Source organism: Brevibacterium renqingii (assembly GCF_017808095.1).
Lineage (GTDB): Bacteria > Actinomycetota > Actinomycetes > Actinomycetales > Brevibacteriaceae > Brevibacterium > Brevibacterium renqingii.
The window spans coordinates 147,114-165,538 of the sequence record NZ_JADBHG010000002.1 but is presented as its reverse complement, the minus strand read 5'-3'; the positions used below and the strand labels follow the sequence as shown (position 1 = coordinate 165,538).

The following is an 18,425-nucleotide window of genomic DNA, read 5'->3' as shown; positions in this document are numbered from 1 at the left end:
CTGTCTGCAGCGCTGATTCATCTCACTCGTCGAGGTAGGCGCTGTTGTCCTTCGAGCTGCCGTCCTTGACGAGACGTTTGGCCAGGCAGTGGTTGCGGTCGAGGCCCCAGGAGCGGCATTGGTCGAGAGCCGGTTCCGGGTCGCTGAAACCGGTGTCGACGATGGTCACCCAGTAGCTTCCGTCCCGGTAGGAGGCCCAGTCGCCGCTGTGGATGAGGATCGATCCCGGATACTTGACCTTATTGGCCTCGAATTCGTCGAGGATGTCCTGTGCGGTCCAGGTCTTGCCGTCGGCTTCGAGGCCGACGTTCTTCGCGCTCACCTGTGTCACCCACTGGCCTTCGAGGTCGGCGGCTCTCTCCGTGCCCGTCTTCGTGTACGAGGCGAGCTTATCCTTGGGGCTCTGCGACGGTTGGACCAAGTCCTCGGACGGGCTGGGGGAGGGCGAGGCCGATTCACCGACATCGACGGGCACGGTGCCCGATGAGGGAGCGAGCCAGCGGATGCCGAAGAACGCCACGAGAGCCAGCACCATGGTCATGGCGATGATGACGGCAGTGATCTTGAGCCACTTGCGCGGCCTGGCTTCACCCTGCGCCGGGACGGTGGGAGGGAACTGCGGCGGAGGAGGAGCCTGCGGCCGCTGACCGATCGCGGAACCTGGGGTGCGACCGCTCCCGACAGTGTGCCTCTCATCGGCGCTTCCGGGCCACTGCGCGTGTGCGGGCTGAGCGTGTTCGTAGAAGGGGGAGCGTCCTGCGGGAGCGAACACGTTGCTCGCCCGTGCCTTCGAGATCGACTGTTCCCCGGTGTGCCGTTCGAGATACTCGTAGTAGGTCGAGTTGTCGAATTCGGCAGGCGAATGTCCCGCCTCACTCCCGTACGACGGGTTCTGACCAGCGTGTTCGTTGTGTTCTTTCTGCCAGTCGTCGCTTGTCGCCGGACGAATGCGCGGCCTCTGTGGAACGTCGCTCATCGGTCCTCCTGAGTGCCAGGTGTGGTGGCAATCATCTTCTAACCTTGGCACGAGTCACGCAGGCGTTCAACACGACCGCAGGCAGGACACGTTGCCGACGAAAGCCTACTGCGGATTTCCCCGTGTTGCCTTGGCCCCAGCTGGGAAAGTCCCTGTGAAGGTCCGCGAATGCGTGCGACAGCTGTGCGTACGGCACTCCGGCAGGCCGGCGAACCGAGCCGCCGGGCCTGCGAAAGCCCCGAGCGACGGTGCGGATTGAATTTGCTCTGCACCCCCGACCCTCAGTAGGATTGATTCTTGTTGTGTCGTACCAGAGCGGTCTCTGACCGATCTGCTAAGACCGACATGGTGCTCACCCACCGCTGCACTCCAGCTTCGGCCATCTCTCACAGGCTACGGCTTCAGCGCTGGTGAGACATCTCGCCCGAACGGGCAAACCTGTTTTGGCGTACACAATTTTCACGGCGAACGTCGCGCACCGGGTCGCACCGGATGCGAGTCGGGCGAAGGCGACTCAGGCCGCCTCGGCTGCGACCGTGGTCGGGCACGCTCGACCAGGTGGCATTCGCGAGAATTTGTTGATGTCTTCCGACATCGGCGCAAGCGAGCGGGGAGATTGCAGCAGCGATATCCCGCAAGAGCTTGTTTCGAGAGTCGGTAACTTGTGAACTGGAGGAGAGACATGGCAGCAACCTGCCAGGTAACCGGGGCCGTCCCCGGTTTCGGACACAATGTGTCCCACTCGAAGCGCCGCACGAAGCGTCGCTTCAACCCGAATATTCAGAAGAAGCGGTACTACGTTCCGTCTCTGCGCCGCAGCGTCACCCTGACTGTGTCCGCCAAGGGCATCAAGGTCATCGACGCGCGTGGAATCGACGCCGTGGTCAACGAACTGATTGCCAAGGGAGTGAAGCTCTGATGGCCAAGGCCCAGGATATTCGTCCCATCATCAAGCTCAAGTCGACCGCCGGCACCGGGTACACCTACGTGACCCGCAAGAACCGCCGCAACACCCCGGATCGCATCGTGCTGAAGAAGTACGATCCCGTCATCCGCAAGCACGTCGATTTCCGAGAGGAGCGCTGAGCGCACATGGCTAAGAAGTCCAAGATCGCCCGCGACAAGCAGCGTCGCGTCATCGTCGAGCGCTATGCAGAGCGCCGCGCAGCTCTCAAGCGTCAGCTGACCCACCCCGATTCCACCGATGAGCAGCGCGAGGAGGCACGCCTCGGACTGCAGAAGCTTCCGCGTGATGCCTCGCCCGTTCGCGTTCGCAACCGGGACCAGGTCGATGGTCGTCCGCGTGGTTACCTCCGCAAGTTCGGGCTCTCCCGAGTTCGTTTCCGCGAAATGGCTCACAACGGCGAGTTGCCCGGAATCACTAAGTCGAGCTGGTAATCTCGAGGAAGTTCGTCATCGGAAAAACGGACCGGTGACCGACCGACTTGTCCTAAGGAGGACACTTTTATGGCTAAGAACCGCAGTGAGCTCGTTGCAGAAGTTGCCGAGAACTCCGGCCTGACTCAGAAGCAGGTCTCGGATGTGCTCGATGGTGTCTTCGATGTCTTCTCCGACGTCGTGGCCAAGGGCGAAAAGCTCACCATCCCCGGCTGGCTCTCCGTTGAGCGCACCGAGCGTGCCGCTCGCAAGGGTCGCAACCCTCAGACCGGTGAAGAGATCCAGATCAAGGCCGGTTACTCCGTCAAGCTGTCCGCTGGTTCGAAGCTGAAGGGCGCCGCTGGCAGCCCGAAGTGATCGACGCAGCAGCGTCGAATGGCCCGGACCCGATGGTCCGGGCCATTTGCTGTTCGCGCCGAGGCGACGCCCGCGGCGCTGCCCCGCGACGAGTTCCCGCCCACCACGCTGCTCCGCGCCGAGGCGGCGCCCCGAGATCTCGGCCCCTCGGCGGTCTCCCGGTTGGCTGAGGCGCGGCGCCCAGCGATATCCTTGAACCATGTCAGAAGGGGCGGTCCGCGCGCAGTGAGTTCTCCAGTCTTCGAATCGATCACCCGGTTCGCCCAGCGGGCCTCTGTCCCCATCGTGGTCTTCCTCGGCTGCGGGGCCGGCTTGGCCGCTCTGTTCTTCACCGGTGCCGCGAATCCCACTCTGCTCAACGACCCGGGCACTGTCGTCCGTTTCGGTCTGCCCGCAGCGAAGTTCGTCTTCAATATCGCGATGTCCCTGACTGTCGGCGCCCTGATGTTCGCAGTCCTCATCCTGCCGCGCACGGCCGGCGGTCGCGACCGGCGGCACAGGGCCAGCACCGCGGACCTCCCTCTCGACCCCCTGTGGACGAAGGCGCTGCGGATCGCCGAGTACTCCTCGGTGGTGTGGACGCTCTCCGCTGTCGCCGTGCTCGTCTTCTCCTTCGTCGACACCGTCGGTGCCCAGGCCTATCTCGACTTCTCGAATCAGCTCGGCGTGTTCGTCACCCAGATCGCCTATGGTCAGCTGTGGGTCCTCATCGTCGTGCTCATCGCCATCGTCTCGACACTGTGCTTCGGCACTCGCTCCCACGTCGGCATCGCCGCCGCCGGGGTCCTCGGCATCGGAGTGATGATTCCTCTGGCGCTGATGGGCCACTCCGCCGAAGCTTCCGGACATACCCAGGCAGTCAACAGCCTCGGCCTCCACATCTTCGGTGCGACGATCTGGCTGGGCGGGCTCTTCGTCATCGCCCTGCTCGGTACCCGACTGGCGGAGTCGAAGAACCTCAAGCCGGTCGTCGAACGCTATTCGACGATCGCGCTCATCGCCTTCGGTCTCGTCGTCTTCTCCGGAGTCGTCAACGCGCTCCTGCGTGTGCATAGCCTGGACGATCTCATGACCGGCTACGGGGAGGTCATCCTTGCGAAGGCGTTCGCCACGGTTCTGCTCGGTCTCATCGGGTTCTGGCACCGGCAGTTCGTCATCGCACGGCTGGGCACGGCCGCCTCGGCGACGGTGGAGTTCTGGCGCCTCATCACGGTCGAGTTCGTCATCTTCGGCGCCACCATGGGTCTGGCTGTGGCCTTGGCGCGCTCGCAGCCCCCGGTTCCGCAGGAGCCCGTCGGCAACCCCACACCGACCGAGATCCTCACCGGCGATCCGTTGCCTCCGAAGCCTGACTTCGCGCGGTTCTTCACCGAATGGGCGATCGATCCGCTGTGGATCGCGATCGCCGCAGGCACGTCGATCGCCTATATCGTCGCCTTCATCAATCTCCGTCGCCGAGGCGACAAATGGCCGGTGCTGCGCCTGATCAGCTGGCTGGTGGGGATGGTCTTCCTCGTCTTCGTGACCTCCGCCGGGCCGCGCGTCTACGGTGAGGTGCAGTTCTCCTCGCACATGATCGAGCACATGCTGCTGGTCATGGTCGTACCGCTGCCGATGGTCCTGGGCGCACCGATCACGATGCTCATGCGGGCGACGAAGGCCCGTCGCGACGGTTCCGCCGGTGTGCGCGAATGGGTGCTCTGGCTCGTCCACACCCCGTATCTGCGCTTCTTCGCGCATCCGATCGTGGCCAGTGTGAACTTCGCGGGCTCTCTCGTCGTCTTCTACTACTCGGGCATCATGTACTACGCCCTCGACACTCACATCGGGCACGAACTGATGATCGCCCACTTCCTCGGCGCAGGCTATCTGTTCGGCCAGGCGCTCATCGGCATCGATCCGGGCGTGGAACGACCGGCCTATCCGCTGCGCCTGGTGATGCTGCTGGTCACGATGGCCTTCCACGCGTTCTTCGGCATCTCGATCATGAGTTCGAACGTACTCATCGCCGGTGATTGGTTCGGCAACATCGGTGCCGGCTGGGGATATACGGCGATCGAGGACCAGCAGCTCGGAGGGGCCATCGCCTGGGGGATCGGAGAGTTCCCGACGCTGTTCGTGGCGATCATGGTCGCCCTGCAATGGGCGAAGTCCTCGGACAGGGAGGCCAAGCGCATCGACCGGCGCGAGGACCGCAGTCATGACGCCGAGCTGCGAGCCTACAACGAGATGCTCGCCACGATGGCCGAACGCGACGCGAAGCTCGATCACCGCCGGCGCTGAGCTGCTGACCCATTCGCGAGTGATCCGCGGAACAAACCCGAGCGGCACGGCGGGCCGCATGCAGGTCCGCGCAGCTCGAGGAACGAAGCGGCGACAGTCGCCATTGTCAGGTCCGCCGAACATGCACACCCGATGTGCACGAATACACATGGCGAATTCTCGGATTCTGCCCAGGAGACTACCCAAAAGACTGTAATGTGACGCACACTGTTGCTCGGATGAGAAATATCCGGGCGCCCGATGTGCCAGGGCTCGGCCGATGATCGTCAACCGCATCGCAGCGGTGTGCGATGTTCGGACTGCCCCTCCATCGACGCAAGTGCTGATCGATTCGCGCATTCAACGGTGACGCGGATTGTGGAATTGAAGGAGTCGCATGAGTTCCCAGAACAACGCTGAGAGGAAGTCGATCCGCGCTCAGCTGCGCAAGGTCGTCGTCGCCTCGATGGCCGGAACGGTCGTCGAATGGTACGAATTCTTCCTCTATGGTTCGGCCGCCACGCTGGTCTTCAACCACATCCTGTTTCCGCCTTCCGACAACCCGCTCACCCCGATCCTGGCCGGCTTCGCCACCTACGCGGTCGGCTTCATCGCCCGCCCCATCGGCGGCATCGTCTTCGGGCACTTCGGCGACAAGTACGGGCGCAAGAAGCTGTTGCAGCTCTCGATCGTCCTCGTCGGTGTGGCCACCTTCCTCATGGGCTGCCTGCCGACCTATGACGCGATCGGTGCCTTGGCGCCGATCCTGCTCGTGCTGCTCCGCATCGTCCAGGGCTTCGCCGTCGGCGGTGAGTGGGGCGGCGCTGTCCTCCTCGTCGCCGAGCACGCGCCGAACAAGGAACGCGGCTTCTGGGCTTCCTTCCCCCAGTCGGGTGTGCCTCTGGGCAATCTGCTGGCCACCGCAGTGCTGTTCATCCTCACCGCGACCCTCACCGAAGAGCACTTCCTCTCCTGGGGCTGGCGCGTGTCGTTCTGGCTCTCGGCCGTCATCGTCCTCATCGGCTACTACATCCGCACACGTGTCTCCGACGCCCCGATCTTCGACGAGGTCCAGTCGGAGGAGATCGAGGAAGGGGTCGACTACGGGGTCAAGGCCGTGTTCAAGCGCTACCCGCGTGAGGTCTTCGCAGCGATGGGCCTGCGCTTCGTCGAGAACATCCACTACTACCTCGTGGTGACGTTCTCGATCACCTATCTCGCGACCCAGGTGAAGATCGAGTCGAGCGAGATCCTCGGTCTGCTGCTCGGCGCGCATGCGATCCACGCGGTCCTCGTTCCGCTCGTCGGCGCGGCCACCGACCGGGTGGGACGGCGGATGCCCTACGGCGTGGGCATCGTGCTCACCGCCAGCTGGGGGTTCCTCGCCTTCCCGATGTACGACACCGGCAGCGCCGTCATGATCTTCCTCGCGCTGCTCCTGGGTCTGATCTTCCACGCGCTCATGTACGCCGGGCAGCCGGCGATCATGGCCGAGATGTTCCCGACCCGCATGCGCAACTCCGGCGTCTCGACCGGCTATCAGGTGACCGCGATCGTCGCCGGCTCCTTCGCGCCGATCATCGCCACCGCGCTGCTCGATGCGTTCGGCTCCTCGATCCCGATCGCTCTCTATCTGCTCGTCGCCGCGGCGATCTCGTTCATCGCACTCATGTTCACCCGCGAAACGAAGGGCATCGACCTGCGTTCGCTCGACCACGCAGACAAGGTCCGCCGCGGAGTCGCCTGAATCGGTTCACGCCGGGCCCCAGCCCGCCCGGCGGCGGTGCCGCTGAATGCCGGCACCGCCGCCCCCTCCGAGGGTGCATGATGAGCCCGGGTGCATGATGGACGGGGACCGCAGAGAACAAGGAAAGGACATCGGCATGGGAGATCTTTCGAACAGGCGCGCACTCGTCACAGGCGGTGCCTCCGGACTCGGCAAGGCGATCAGCCGGGCATTCGCGCAGGTCGGCGCCCGCGTCGTCGTCGCCGACGTCGATGCTGAGTCCGCGGAGGCCGTGGCCGCCGAGGTCGGAGGCGAGGCATGGGCAGTCAACCTCGCGGACACCTCGGCGCTGGACGGGATCGACCTCGATATCGACATCCTCGTCAACAACGCCGGCATCCAGCGGATCCACCCGATCACCGAGTTCCCGCTCGAGGAGTGGCGTCTGATCAACACACTCATGCTCGAAGCGCCGTTCGTGCTCACCAAGGCCGCGCTGCCGAAGATGTGCGAACGCGGTTGGGGCCGGATCATCAACGTCTCCTCCGTCCATGGGCTGCGCGCCTCGGCGAACAAATCCGCCTATGTCGCGGCCAAGCACGGGCTGATGGGGCTGACGAAGACCACCGCGCTCGAGGCCGGCCCGCACGGGGTGACCTGCAATGCGATCAACCCCGGCTATGTGCTCACGCCCTTGGTCAAGGGGCAGATCGCGGACCAGGCGAAGACGAACGGCATCAGCGAGGACGAGGTCCTCGAGCAGGTGTTCCTCGGACATTCCGCGGTGCCCAAGCTCGCTGAGCCCGAGGACGTCGCGGCCATCGCACTGTTCCTCGCCGGTGAGCATGCCGCGGTCGTCAACGGCAGCGCCCACAGCATCGACGGGGGCTGGTCCGCGGCCTGAGAGGTGCGGCTCAGAGGACCTCGAGCACGCTGCGGACGCCGGAATTGCGCAGCGACTCGTGGCGGACCGAGGCCCAATAGGAGACCCGCTTCGAGAACTGCTCGGGCAGCACCTGCACCAGCCGTGAGCTGTCGCGGGCGACGAAGTCCGGGAGGATCCCGATGCCCACCCCATTGGAGGTGGCGAGCACGTGCGCATGCACCGAGGTGGAGCGGAAGAAGCCGTTCCCGCGTGGGAGGGCGTCGGCCGCCTCGTCGAGGTCGTCGACCTGCAGTGAGTTCTCGATGTAGTAGATCATCCGGTGTTCGGCCAGATCATCGAGCGTGCGCGGCATGCTGTGCGTGGCGATGTAGTCCTGCGAGGCGTAGAGCTGGAGTCGGTAGTCGCGGATGTGCTTGGCGATGGAGCGCGGGGCATCGGGACGACCGACGACGACCTCGATGTCGACTCCGGACCGGTATTGGCGGGCTCTCTGCGTGGCCGTGATGAGTTCGACCTGCAGTCCCGGATGCCGGTGCTGCAGCGCGGTGAGCGCGGGCACCGCGTACTCGAGTGCGAACGCCTGCGGGCAGGCCAGACGGATCGTCCCCGCCAGGGCGGAATTCGTATGCGCGTCGATCCGGCCGAGCGCGGCTTCGATGTCCTCCGCGATCGGCAGGAGCTGGCGTCCGGCCGCGTTGAGCTCCCAGCCGTCGGGGGAGGCCACGAGCACTCGTTCCCCGTAGGCCTTCTCGAGCGCGGTGATGCGCCGGGACACGGTCGTGTGGTTGAGGCCGAGGCTGTGGGCGGCGGCCGTGAACTTCCCCAGACGGGCGACGGCGAGGAGTGTCAGCAGATCCTCGGGGGCGATCTGCGGACCGGATCCGCCAGGTGCATAGGAGGCCATAGTGGCTCCATTCTATCTGCGTGTGCGCACATAACCGGTGCGCAATAGGTGAGGGGCCGGACCGGACTTCCGTGCTATGACTGGCGTAATGTGAGAGAGAACACTGCATACGCGCTGAACATGATGCGAGGAGGCATATTATGTCGACGATTGGATGGGTGGGCCTGGGCAATATGGGCCGCCCGATGACTGCGAACCTGGTCAGGGCCGGGCACACCGTCAACGGTTTTGATCTCGTGCCCGAAGCCGTGGCCGCGGCCGCCGAGAACGGCGTGACGCCCGTGGATTCGATCGCCGAGGCGGTCGCCGGCGCCGATATCGTCTTCACCATGCTGCCCAAGGGCGAGCACGCCCGCACGGCCTACCTCGAATCCGACGGCGTCCTGGCGAATGCGGATACGAAGACCCTGCTCGTCGACTCCTCGACGATCGACTTCGACTCCGCCCGTGAGCTGCACGCCGAGGCGGCCGAGGCAGGCTTCCGCTTCGTCGACGGCCCGGTCTCCGGAGGTGTCACCGGTGCTGAAGCGGGCACCCTGACCTTCATGCTCGGCGGCAGCGAGGCCGACGTCGCCGAGGCGGTCGTCTTCATCAAGCCGATGGCGGGCAACATCTTCCACGCGGGCGGCGACGCTGCCGGTCAGGCCGCGAAGATCGTCAACAACATGATGCTCTCGATCAGCCTCCAGGGCGTCGTCGAGGGCGCCGTTCTCGCCGAACGGTTCGGTCTGAATGCGAAGACCTTCTACGACATCGCGAAGGTGTCCTCGGGCGACTCCTGGCCGCTGCGCACCTGGTACCCGGTGCCCGGGGTGACCGAGACCGCCGCATCGAACAACGAGTTCCAGCCGGGCTTCGCCACTGCCCTCATGCACAAGGACGTCGGGCTCGCGCTCGCCGGCGCGCAGACCCAGGGCGTCGACCTCCCTGCGGCGGCCCTCGTCCATGCTCAGCTGCAGAAGCTCATGGACGAAGACCTCGGCGGACTCGACACCTCCGCGCTGATCAGGAACATCGACCCCGACGCCGCGGGCCTGCCGAAGTAATCCGCGGTGCGGCCGAGCAATCGGCATTTCCCACGCTGTGCGTCGAGGGGCCGAGCTGAAACTCGCTCCGGCTCGTGGAAGACTGGAGGCATGAGTACGCCTGATTCGATCCCCGCGCTGTCGACAGAGGACATCGCCGCCATCACCGGAAACCTCGACGAGGTGGCCGAACGCGCCCGGGCCGCTGCCCGGGCCGGCGGCCGCAGCGGCGAGGAGGTGCGAGTGCTCCTGGCGACGAAGACGCAGCCGGCTGAGAAGATCCGGGTGGCCCTCGAGCACGGATTCACGCTCATCGGTGAGAACAAGGTCCAGGAGATCGTCGGCAAGGCCGACGCTCTGGCCGACCTCCACCCCGAGACCCACCTCATCGGACCCCTGCAGAGGAACAAGGTCAACCACACCCTGCGCCATGCGACCTGCATCCAGTCGGTCGACAACCTCGCGCTCGCGGAGAAGATCCACAACCGCCTCGAGGTGCTCGAGACCACCGTCGACTGCTTCGTCCAGGTCAACACCTCACGTGAGGACTCGAAGTTCGGAGTCGCTCCGGAAGACGCCGAGGCACTCGTCGCCGAGGTCCGGAAGCTCGAGCGGATCCGTCTGCGCGGTCTGATGACGATCGGCCTGCCCGGCAGCAGCGCCGAAGAGATCCGCCCGAGCTATGCCGATCTGCGCGAACTCAGCGAGAGGCTCATCACCGCCGGAGTCCTGCCCGCCGAGGCGACCGAACTGTCCATGGGCATGAGCAATGATTTCGAGCTCGCGATCGCCGAAGGCGCGTCCATGGTGCGCGTCGGTTCGAGCGTCTTCGGCGCTCGCGACTACTCATGAGCGGTCGAATCGGGTCCCGCTGCGTCCCCGGGGATCCCGTTGGGATCCGGCGGCGACAGCACCCATCCGTTCGATCGGGTCACATGATGACACCTGGGCGGCCGCCTCGGTGCCGGATCTGAGACCATGGAGTCATGACCAGCAGCTCGGAAGAATCCGCCGCCCCCACCGCCTCGGCGCCGTCCGCCTCCTCGCACGATGTCAAGGTCCGCGCCCCCGAACTCGTCGGACGCCGGTGGATGAACTCCGGCGGCAAGGACCTCACCCTGGCCGAGCTGCGCGGCAAAGTGGTCCTGCTCGACTTCTGGACCTTCTGCTGCATCAATTGCCTGCACGTCCTCGACGAGCTGCGCCCGCTCGAGGAGAAGTACGCCAAGGAACTGGTCATCATCGGCGTCCATTCGCCGAAGTTCGAGTTCGAACGCACCGTCGAGGCCGTCGACCAGGCCGTGGAGCGCTACCAGGTCGAGCACCTCGTCCTCGATGACCCCGATCTCGTCACCTGGCAGGCCTACACCGCCCGCGCCTGGCCGACCCTGGCCGTGATCGACCCCGAGGGCTACCTCGTGGCGACGATGTCGGGCGAAGGCCACGCCGCCGGCCTCACCGAGATCATCGAGGGCCTCATCGCCGAGCACTCGGCCAAGGGCACCCTCCACTCCGGTGACGGCCCCTACGTCCCACCGCCGGCACCGGAGACCGACCTGTTCTACCCGGGCAAGGCCACGAGGCTGCCCTCGGGGCATCTGCTCGTCGCCGATTCCGGTCACCACAGCCTCGTCGAGTACGACGCCGACGGGACCACGATCATCCGCCGCATCGGCACAGGCGTCCGCGGCTTCAGCGATGGAGGCTTCGCCGCGGCATCGTTCAGCGAACCCGGCGGCATCACCGTGCTGCCCGACGACCTCGCCCGCCAGGTCGGCTACCAGCTCGTCGTCGCCGACACCGTCAACCACGCCCTGCGGGGGATCGACCTCGGATCCGAGACCGTGACGACGATCGCCGGCACCGGTGAGCAGCATATGGTCGGCGCGATCGACAACGTCCGCGGCAAGCACGGTGAACTGGGGCGATACGACGGTCCCGGGCTCGACGTGAAGCTCTCATCGCCCTGGGACGTCGTCTTCGTCCCCGCCACCGCCGAGGTGGTCGTGGCGATGGCCGGCAACCACACCATCTGGTCGTTCCGCCCCCAGGAGGGCACGATCCGCCTGCTCTCGGGCACGATGAACGAGGGACTGACGGACGGTGGCGGTGAGTACGCATGGTACGCGCAGTCATCGGGCCTCGACCTCACCCCCGACGGTCAGGTGCTCGTCGCTGACTCCGAGACCTCGGCGATCCGACGCCTCGATCCCGCCACCGGCGAGGTCACGACACTCCTCGGCGTCGGGCTCTTCGACTTCGGGTTCCGCGACGGCCCGGCCGCCGAAGCCCGACTGCAGCATCCGCTGGGCGTGCGCAGCCTGCCCGACGGATCGATCGCGATCGCCGACACCTACAACGGCGCGATCCGCCGCTTCGACCCGACCACCGCCGAGGTGACGACTCTGGCCCGAGGCCTGCGCGAGCCCTCGGACATCCTCGTCATCGACGTCGGCTCGGCAGCCGCGGGCGAGGACTCAGGCGAGGCCGAACTCCTCGTCGTCGAATCCGCCGCCCATGCGCTGACGCGGGTGAAGCTGCCCAAGGACGTCCAGAAGGTCGACGAAGGCGCCCTGACGACGAAGCGACCCTCGACCGAGATCGCTTCCGGGCCGGTGTCGATCAGCGTGAGCTTCACGGTGCCGGCCGGCCAGAAGCTCGACGACCGATGGGGCGATCCCACCTTCCTGCAGGTAACTGCGACCCCACCGGAACTCATCGTCTCCGGCGACGGCGGCTCCGAAGGGCTCGACCGTGACATCGTCATCAACCCCGATCTCGACGGCGGAGTCCTCCACGTGACCGCGCGGGCGGCCGCCTGTGATGGCGAGCCCGGCGGTGAGATCCCGCTCCACGCCGCCTGCCATCTCTACCAGCAGGACTGGGGCATCCCCGTCGACCTCGTGGATTCGGCGCCGAAGGAGCTCCGCCTCGACCTCCGCGGCACCTGAGCCGGCGGCACGGCGACCGCGCGGCCCGGCCCAGCCCGCGGCACCTGAGCCGGCGGCACGGCGACCGCGCGGCCCGGCCCAGCCGCGTTTGTGGTCACAGAACCGAGGCGAGATCGCCGAATCGGGCTTTGCGCCTCGGTTCAGTGACCACAAACCGGCCTGTTATCCGACCGCGCGGGCCTCACATGACCGAGACGTCGCCCATCCGCCGCGGTTCGAAGCTGACCTGGGAGGACCTGACGACCACGGAACCGCCGAGGACGAAGGAGAGCTTCTCGTCGAGGTCGTGCTCGGCCGCGGTGACGATGTCCCGGTAGCGTCCCTTGACCCGCACTTCCACGGTCGAGGGAGTGAGCTCGAGGTCGTTGCCCGAGGCGGTGAGGCTGATCTGCGGTCTGCGTTCGAGCGACCAGGAGATATCGCCGATGATCTCGTTGTCCGTGTCGTAGCCGAAGACGCAGCCGGCGGGCATGAGGGTCTTCGATTTGACGCAGTCCTCGAGGTGGTCGGTGACCTGCTCGGTCACGGTCTCCTCGAGTTCGGCCGTCGGTTCGGGGGACAGCGTGATGGTGGGGGAGTCGCCGGGGGCGGTCACCTCGGCGCGTTCGGATTTCGACTTGAGATAGGTCGCGTCGAAGCCGACGAGGTAGCTGGCCGGAAACAGCACGGGTACGGAGCCGGCGCTGACGCCGTAGCCGTTGACCGTCGCCGTCGACGAACCCGAGACGTCCAGGGTCAGAGTCGGCCATTCCTTCTGTTCGATGGCCCACCGGTCGAAGAGCCCGGCGCTCGCCGGCAGCCTGACCATGGTCAGATCGATGGTCTGCTCCTGCGAGGACAGGGTGTAGCTGAGACGGACCTTCGCGTGATCGCCGTCGACGGAGACGGTCTCGGCTTCGGCGTCTCGTGGCAGGTCGGGCGCGGCCGAGAGCACCTCACTGCTCAGCGCAAGCGTCGAGGACGGGGTCGGCGAGGACAGATACGAGAAGGCGCGGTGGGCGTTGCCGTCCTCGAGCGCGCCGATATACGCTTCGGCGGCCCTGGCGGGGGTGTAGACGGTGAGGTTGAGGAGGGGAACCGCTGCGACAGTGAGGACGATGATCGTCAACGCCGAGATCAGAAGCTTGCGCGAGGGTCGCATGGCTCTCCTGATTCGGTTGGGGACGGAGCAGGAACAAGTCTATCCGCCGGCTGTCACTCAATTGTGTAGGCGTGCAGCGCTGATGTGTCGACCTCGACGAAGACATGTGTGCCGACCCTGACGTTGCGCAGCAGCTCGGCGATCGTCGAGCCGAGTCCGGGATGGATCACCCCGAAGTCCGCTGCGGAGCGTCCGTCCGAGACCCCGGCGAGATCGGCCAGGTCGACATCGAGGGCGAGCCCCATCTCGGTGTCGACCGGCGACAGCTTCGCCTGCAGGCAGGAGCCGCGATCGCGCAGGCCGGTGACGATGGCCTCGAACACCGTCGCCGAGGTGAATGCCGGGTCGTGCTCGTCCAAGGACAGCAGTGCGGCCCGCCAGCCGAGGGTGACGTAGACCTTCCCGTCGAGCTCGGTGCGGGCACGGACTGCCGAATGTCCGATGGACAGCCAGCCCTTGCGGGCCAGACCGGAGTAGACGTTCACGCCGCTGAGCTCGGCCGGCAGCGAGCCCTTGGGCTCGCTGACGATCTGCTCCAAAGAGCCGAACGCGACGAGCTGGTCCTTCTCGATATCGGCCACACCCGCCTCGGCGATGGTGTGGTCGGGCAGAGAGTTCGAGCTGAACACGACTCCGCGGCCGTCGTGAGCGACGAGTTCGGCGAAGCGATTGCGCAGCCCCGTGCGCAGGTGACCCGGCACCGAGGCGAAGGGATCGATGAGCGTCAGCCACTTCGCGCCGGTCGCCCAGGCCGCAGCCAGAGCGAGGCGGGCGCGTTCGATGGCGTCGAGTTCGTCGATCCGACGACGCAGGACCTCCGGCCGCAGCCCGAATGCCCTCAGAGCAGCGGATTCGCTCGCAGCGACCGCCGATGCCGCCTCCCCAGATCCGGCATCGGCTTCGCGGAGATAGCTCCTCATCCACCTGCGCACACGCGAACGACCCGACCGGCGGCCGGTCGGGAAGCGTGGCGGGGGTGCGACGTGGGGCAGGGCGGCCACGGACAGCACCACCGAGGTGGTGCTGTCCGGGCTGCCCATGAGTCCGAGCATTGTCCCTGCTCGCAGACGGCCTAAGTCGATCTCGCGTCTGTCGAGCTGCAGCCCCGCGAGGGACAATTCATCGTTCAACGGATCTTAGAACTCCGCTGGATCGTCGGAGGCGTTCATCCGCCGACGGGTGATGATGACGGCTGCGGCACCGACGGCGAGCAGACCGACGCCCAGCGCCAGTCCGGTCATCTCGGCACCGGTGCGCGGCAGGTCGCTGCCGCCGGAATCCGAGCCGCTGCCACCGTCGTCGACCGCGGTGCCGTTGGTCAGCACCGTGAAGCTTCCGCCCTGGGGCTCATCGAAGCTCTCGGCCTGGGCACGCACGTTGTAGGTGCCGAGCACGGCCTTGACCTTCGCCTGGACGCCGAAGGTGGCCTTGCCCTCGGAGTCGGCTTCCTTGGTCATCGTGTAGCGATCGACCTTGCCCTGGGCGTGCTCGACCGTGATGGTGACCTTCTCGCCGGGCTGGGCGCCGCTGACGCCGAGCTTGATGCCCTCATCGAGGAAGTCCTCGGAGCTGATCTCGGTCGGGTCGATGAAGAGGGCCTGCTTGGCAGCGGCCGGGGCCTTCTTCTCCTCGGAGCCGGGGCTGGCCGGACCGGTGGATTCGGGCGCCTCGTCCTCGGACTTCTCGTCCTCGGCGGCTTCGGAGCCCTGCGCACCGTCTTCCGCGGCGTCGTCGGCGTCCGTGTCCTCGGAGTCCTGCGCGTCGCCGTCGGACTCGGTGCCGTCTTCTCCGGCTTCGTCCGTCTTGGGGGCCTCGTCGGTCTTGGCTGTATCCTCAGGCTTCTCGTCGTCGGCAGCTTTGTCCTCGGACTTCTTCTTGTCGTCGGACTTGTCGGCGTCGTCAGACTTCTCCGACTCGTCGCCCTTGTCGGAGTCGGCCTTGTCATCTCCAGTGGGTTCCTTGGCCGGTCCCGGGTTGACTCGCTTGGCGGGTGCCTTGTCTTCCTTCTCGGTCTCCGACGGGCTCGGGGTGCTCGTCTCCGAGGGCTTTTCGGATTCGGTTTCCGTGGGCTTCGGGGCGTCAGTCTCGGACGGCGTCTCCGAGGGAGTCTCGGACGGCGTCTCCGAGGGAGTCTCGGACGGTGTCTCCGAAGGCGTCTCGGACGGCGCCTCCGACTCGTCACCGTTGTCGATCGGACCGGTGGCGGAATCGCACTTGTCCTCGTTGCCCGGCTCGTCGACCTCGGAGGCCTTCGAGACGACCTCGAAGGTGACCTTCGAGGACTTCTTCTCCGACTCGAGGTCGGTGAGGTAGAGAGAGTACTTCCCGACAGGGACCTTGGCGTCCTCGGTTACGGAGAAGTAGTAGGTGCCGGACACCTTGCCCTTCTCGTCGACCGTGAGCTTGGTCTTCGGGGAATATTCGGTGCCATCGGTGCCGACGACCGTCACCGTCGCCTTCTCGTCCGGGCTGAATCCGGTGCCGGAGAAGCCGATTCCCTTCTTGCGGTCCGCGATGTCGGCTCGGGACACCTGCGCCTGCGCAAGGGTCGCCTGAGGATCCGATTCATCGGGAACCGAGGAATCCGATTCGGAGTCGCTCGATGACTGCTCGTCGCCATAGGCGCAGAGCGGTTGTTGAGGTACCGAAGCGGTGGACTCTGTCGCTGCGAACGCCGGGGCGCCAGCAAGACCTGTCAATGCAACGGCTACTGCGGGGGCAAGCACAAGACGCGAGGTCTTCACAGTAATGCCTTTCGATTGTTGTCTACCCACGAAAGGCGATGGGACTCCCGGCATTCCTTGGCTTAAGAAGGGGAAGGCACCATCGTGCGCGGGTCCGTACAGCTCATTACTCTAAAGCATTCATCAGTCGCAGTGGGGAGACACACGGGGAAAAACCAGCCGAAATTGGAGAAATCGTTATCTGTTTGTGACATAGTTTCGGCGTGTCGCTCGGTGTCTCCGAGCGTGCGGGGAGCGGAGCGATTACCATCGGATACGTGACTCTCCTTTCCGACCGCGACATCCGCGCCGAACTCGACTCCGGCCGCATCGCCCTCGACCCCTACGATCCCTCGCTGATCCAGCCGGCCAGCGTCGACGTCTGCCTCGACCGGTATTTCCGGCTGTTCGACAATCACAAGTACCCGGTCATCGATCCGAGCCTCGAACAGCCCGAACTCACCCGCTTCGTCGAGGCCGCACCGGGTGAGCCGTTCGTCCTCCATCCGGGCGAGTTCGTCCTCGCCTCCACTCATGAGCTCGTGACGCTGCCCGACGATGTGGCGGCACGCCTCGAGGGCAAGTCGTCGCTGGGTCGGCTCGGCCTGCTCACGCATTCGACCGCCGGTTTCATCGATCCCGGCTTCAGCGGGCATGTGACGCTCGAGCTGTCCAATGTCGCGACCCTTCCGATCACGCTGTGGCCGGGGATGAAGATCGGTCAGCTGTGCTTCTTCCGCCTCAGTTCCTCGGCGGTCAACCCGTACGGCTCGCAGGCCACGGGCAACCGGTATCAGGGCCAGCGCGGTCCGACCGCCTCGCGTTCGCATCTCAACTTCTACGGGAGGGAGATGTGATCACCCGCCGCGAACTGCGGCTGCAACGCGAAGCCGCCGAACGCGCCGCTCGCGAACAGGCCGCCGGTGCTCCCGGGGCCCCAGCCTCCGGTGCTCCCGGCGCCCGGGCCGCCGGAGGCTCGGCCGCGCCCGAGGCCGCTTCGGCCGGCCGGCGCAGGACCGGGATGCCGTCGACCGGCAGGCCCGGATACGGCGCGCACAGTGCGTCCGCGCCGAACGACACACCCACCTCGGCGGACCTGCGGGGATTCCACCTTCTGCTCCTCGACGCCGATGTCGAGGTCTCCGATGTCCTCGCGCTCATCCACAACAAGCTGCCGGACCTGCAGCCGCGCCTCGACGAGCACGGGCAGATGCGGCTGAGTCGGCATTCCCGCCTCAGTGCCGGGGTCGATCTCGACCCTGCCGATGCCGCGGCGCTCGAGGTCCCCGACTGGGCCCGACACGCGATCGTCCTCGACTGCCCCCGCGACCGGCAGCCTGCTCCGCCGCCGGAGTGGTTCGCCGATGCGGACGGCCTCCACGAGGCCTTCCCGGCCGGAATGCCGGAACGGGAGGAGGAGCGGATGCTCAGCCTCATGCTGTCGGTCGCCTCCCGGCTGCACACGGGCGTCCGTCTGGCCGACGAGCCCGAACTGCCGACGCGCGTGATCATCCCCGACCCCGATGCGAAGGTCGACCTCTATCTCTACTCGCCGTATTGGCTGGAGCCGAAGGTGGCACTGGACTTTGTTCGCCGGCACGCCCCGCATGCCTTCCAGCAGGCGCTGCCCACCCCCGATGAGGATGTGCTGGCGCAGGCGAGCATCGACGACCCGCTCTTCGACCCGTCCGCCCCCGTCATCCTCGACGGCTATGCCCTCCTCGTTCCGCTCGGGGAGATCGCCGAGAGCGCCGGCAGCCTCGAGATCCGCGTGATGGAGGCCGAATGGGTCCCGCCGATCATCGCCGCGCATTCGGACGCTCCGCAGATCGAATACCACGTGCACTGGATGGACACCGAATCCCGGCGCTACCAGCCGAACCAGGGCCGCCGGTTCCGCAGGATGCGGGGCGAAGTGGCGCGCCTCACCGACGCGATCGCAGCCGAGCTCCTCGTCGGCTGCAACGGAGTGGGGCTCGACGAGAACGGCTTCCTCGTGACCAGCCGCCAGCTGCGCGAGTGAGTCCCGCCGAGCGCGCGAATGATCCCCTCCATCTGCGTCTGTGAGACCCGTCA

17 protein-coding genes are annotated in these 18,425 nt (G+C 66.2%); 12 read left to right on the top strand and 5 right to left on the bottom strand.

Annotation, left to right across the window (positions count from 1 at the left end; translation table 11 throughout):
- Nucleotides 1-22 precede the first annotated feature (22 nt).
- Complete coding sequence (locus IIE29_RS05845; protein ID WP_209324297.1) at nucleotides 23-976, bottom strand: protein kinase; 954 nt, start codon at nucleotides 974-976, stop codon at nucleotides 23-25.
- Between the two features lie 682 nt (nucleotides 977-1,658).
- Between IIE29_RS05845 and rpmB the strand changes: the two genes are divergently transcribed.
- The 7 genes from rpmB to IIE29_RS05810 all read left to right on the top strand — a co-directional run bounded on the left by rpmB (nucleotide 1,659) and on the right by IIE29_RS05810 (nucleotide 7,623).
- Nucleotides 1,659-1,895 (top strand): 50S ribosomal protein L28, encoded by a 237-nt coding sequence (gene rpmB / locus IIE29_RS05840; RefSeq protein ID WP_209324296.1) that lies wholly within the window; start codon nucleotides 1,659-1,661, stop codon nucleotides 1,893-1,895.
- Nucleotides 1,895-2,062, top strand: coding sequence for a 50S ribosomal protein L33 (gene rpmG, locus IIE29_RS05835; RefSeq protein ID WP_246475766.1), 168 nt, complete (start codon nucleotides 1,895-1,897; stop codon nucleotides 2,060-2,062). The genes rpmB and rpmG overlap by 1 nt, the downstream gene beginning before the upstream one ends.
- 6 nt (nucleotides 2,063-2,068) lie before the next feature.
- The gene (rpsN, locus tag IIE29_RS05830) at nucleotides 2,069-2,374 is read left to right on the top strand and encodes a 30S ribosomal protein S14 (protein ID WP_209324295.1); all 306 of its coding nucleotides are present in this window, start codon (nucleotides 2,069-2,071) and stop codon (nucleotides 2,372-2,374) included.
- Between the two features lie 69 nt (nucleotides 2,375-2,443).
- Nucleotides 2,444-2,731 carry an HU family DNA-binding protein gene (locus IIE29_RS05825; RefSeq protein WP_209324294.1) on the top strand — a complete coding sequence of 96 codons (288 nt, stop codon included), beginning with the start codon at nucleotides 2,444-2,446 and terminating at the stop codon, nucleotides 2,729-2,731.
- A gap of 225 nt (nucleotides 2,732-2,956) precedes the next feature.
- Complete coding sequence (locus IIE29_RS05820) at nucleotides 2,957-5,014, top strand: bifunctional copper resistance protein CopD/cytochrome c oxidase assembly protein (protein WP_209324293.1); 2,058 nt, start codon at nucleotides 2,957-2,959, stop codon at nucleotides 5,012-5,014.
- Nucleotides 5,015-5,390: 376 nt separating this feature from the next.
- Nucleotides 5,391-6,740, top strand: coding sequence for an MFS transporter (locus IIE29_RS05815; RefSeq protein WP_216629599.1), 1,350 nt, complete (start codon nucleotides 5,391-5,393; stop codon nucleotides 6,738-6,740).
- A 136-nt stretch (nucleotides 6,741-6,876) separates the two neighbouring features.
- Nucleotides 6,877-7,623, top strand: a complete 747-nt coding sequence (locus tag IIE29_RS05810) for a 3-hydroxybutyrate dehydrogenase (protein ID WP_209324292.1) — start codon at nucleotides 6,877-6,879, stop codon at nucleotides 7,621-7,623.
- Between the two features lie 10 nt (nucleotides 7,624-7,633).
- Here the strand turns inward: IIE29_RS05810 and IIE29_RS05805 are convergent, their stop codons facing one another.
- The gene (locus tag IIE29_RS05805) at nucleotides 7,634-8,509 is read right to left on the bottom strand and encodes a LysR family transcriptional regulator (RefSeq protein ID WP_209324291.1); all 876 of its coding nucleotides are present in this window, start codon (nucleotides 8,507-8,509) and stop codon (nucleotides 7,634-7,636) included.
- A gap of 140 nt (nucleotides 8,510-8,649) precedes the next feature.
- Here IIE29_RS05805 and mmsB point away from each other — a divergent pair, with 140 nt between their 5' ends.
- The 3 genes from mmsB to IIE29_RS05790 all read left to right on the top strand — a co-directional run bounded on the left by mmsB (nucleotide 8,650) and on the right by IIE29_RS05790 (nucleotide 12,485).
- Nucleotides 8,650-9,555 carry a 3-hydroxyisobutyrate dehydrogenase gene (mmsB, locus tag IIE29_RS05800; RefSeq protein ID WP_209324290.1) on the top strand — a complete coding sequence of 302 codons (906 nt, stop codon included), beginning with the start codon at nucleotides 8,650-8,652 and terminating at the stop codon, nucleotides 9,553-9,555.
- A 90-nt stretch (nucleotides 9,556-9,645) separates the two neighbouring features.
- Nucleotides 9,646-10,386 carry a YggS family pyridoxal phosphate-dependent enzyme gene (locus IIE29_RS05795; protein ID WP_209324289.1) on the top strand — a complete coding sequence of 247 codons (741 nt, stop codon included), beginning with the start codon at nucleotides 9,646-9,648 and terminating at the stop codon, nucleotides 10,384-10,386.
- Between the two features lie 134 nt (nucleotides 10,387-10,520).
- A complete protein-coding gene (locus IIE29_RS05790; RefSeq protein ID WP_209324288.1) occupies nucleotides 10,521-12,485 on the top strand; it encodes an NHL domain-containing thioredoxin family protein in 1,965 nt (654 codons plus the stop codon).
- A gap of 181 nt (nucleotides 12,486-12,666) precedes the next feature.
- Here IIE29_RS05790 and IIE29_RS05785 read toward each other — a convergent pair whose 3' ends face one another.
- Genes IIE29_RS05785 through IIE29_RS05775 form a run of 3 tightly spaced genes read right to left on the bottom strand, consistent with a single transcriptional unit; the run spans nucleotide 12,667 to nucleotide 16,325 of the window.
- Nucleotides 12,667-13,626, bottom strand: a complete 960-nt coding sequence (locus IIE29_RS05785; RefSeq protein ID WP_209324287.1) for a hypothetical protein — start codon at nucleotides 13,624-13,626, stop codon at nucleotides 12,667-12,669.
- A gap of 53 nt (nucleotides 13,627-13,679) precedes the next feature.
- Complete coding sequence (locus IIE29_RS05780) at nucleotides 13,680-14,756, bottom strand: ABC transporter (protein ID WP_209324286.1); 1,077 nt, start codon at nucleotides 14,754-14,756, stop codon at nucleotides 13,680-13,682.
- Between the two features lie 6 nt (nucleotides 14,757-14,762).
- Nucleotides 14,763-16,325, bottom strand: coding sequence for an LPXTG cell wall anchor domain-containing protein (locus IIE29_RS05775; protein ID WP_246475765.1), 1,563 nt, complete (start codon nucleotides 16,323-16,325; stop codon nucleotides 14,763-14,765).
- 302 nt (nucleotides 16,326-16,627) lie between these two features.
- Here IIE29_RS05775 and dcd point away from each other — a divergent pair, with 302 nt between their 5' ends.
- Entirely contained in the window at nucleotides 16,628-17,206 is a 579-nt protein-coding gene (gene dcd, locus IIE29_RS05770) for a dCTP deaminase (protein WP_209324284.1), read from the top strand.
- Nucleotides 17,203-18,372 (top strand): hypothetical protein, encoded by a 1,170-nt coding sequence (locus IIE29_RS05765; protein WP_343071810.1) that lies wholly within the window; start codon nucleotides 17,203-17,205, stop codon nucleotides 18,370-18,372. The genes dcd and IIE29_RS05765 overlap by 4 nt, the downstream gene beginning before the upstream one ends.
- The last annotated feature ends 53 nt before the right edge of the window (nucleotides 18,373-18,425 follow it).

Bases quoted from the DNA above. Each gene is read 5' to 3' on its own strand.
- IIE29_RS05810 (WP_209324292.1), top strand. From the start codon at position 6,877: ATGGGAGATCTTTCGAACAGGCGCGCACTCGTCACAGGCGGTGCCTCC.
- mmsB (WP_209324290.1), top strand. From the start codon at position 8,650: ATGTCGACGATTGGATGGGTGGGCCTGGGCAATATGGGCCGCCCGATG.
- IIE29_RS05785 (WP_209324287.1), bottom strand. From the start codon at position 13,626: ATGCGACCCTCGCGCAAGCTTCTGATCTCGGCGTTGACGATCATCGTC.
- IIE29_RS05795 (WP_209324289.1), top strand. From the start codon at position 9,646: ATGAGTACGCCTGATTCGATCCCCGCGCTGTCGACAGAGGACATCGCC.
- IIE29_RS05845 (WP_209324297.1), bottom strand. From the start codon at position 976: ATGAGCGACGTTCCACAGAGGCCGCGCATTCGTCCGGCGACAAGCGAC.
- IIE29_RS05805 (WP_209324291.1), bottom strand. From the start codon at position 8,509: ATGGCCTCCTATGCACCTGGCGGATCCGGTCCGCAGATCGCCCCCGAG.
- IIE29_RS05825 (WP_209324294.1), top strand. From the start codon at position 2,444: ATGGCTAAGAACCGCAGTGAGCTCGTTGCAGAAGTTGCCGAGAACTCC.
- rpmB (WP_209324296.1), top strand. From the start codon at position 1,659: ATGGCAGCAACCTGCCAGGTAACCGGGGCCGTCCCCGGTTTCGGACAC.
- rpmG (WP_246475766.1), top strand. From the start codon at position 1,895: ATGGCCAAGGCCCAGGATATTCGTCCCATCATCAAGCTCAAGTCGACC.
- IIE29_RS05790 (WP_209324288.1), top strand. From the start codon at position 10,521: ATGACCAGCAGCTCGGAAGAATCCGCCGCCCCCACCGCCTCGGCGCCG.
- rpsN (WP_209324295.1), top strand. From the start codon at position 2,069: ATGGCTAAGAAGTCCAAGATCGCCCGCGACAAGCAGCGTCGCGTCATC.
- IIE29_RS05815 (WP_216629599.1), top strand. From the start codon at position 5,391: ATGAGTTCCCAGAACAACGCTGAGAGGAAGTCGATCCGCGCTCAGCTG.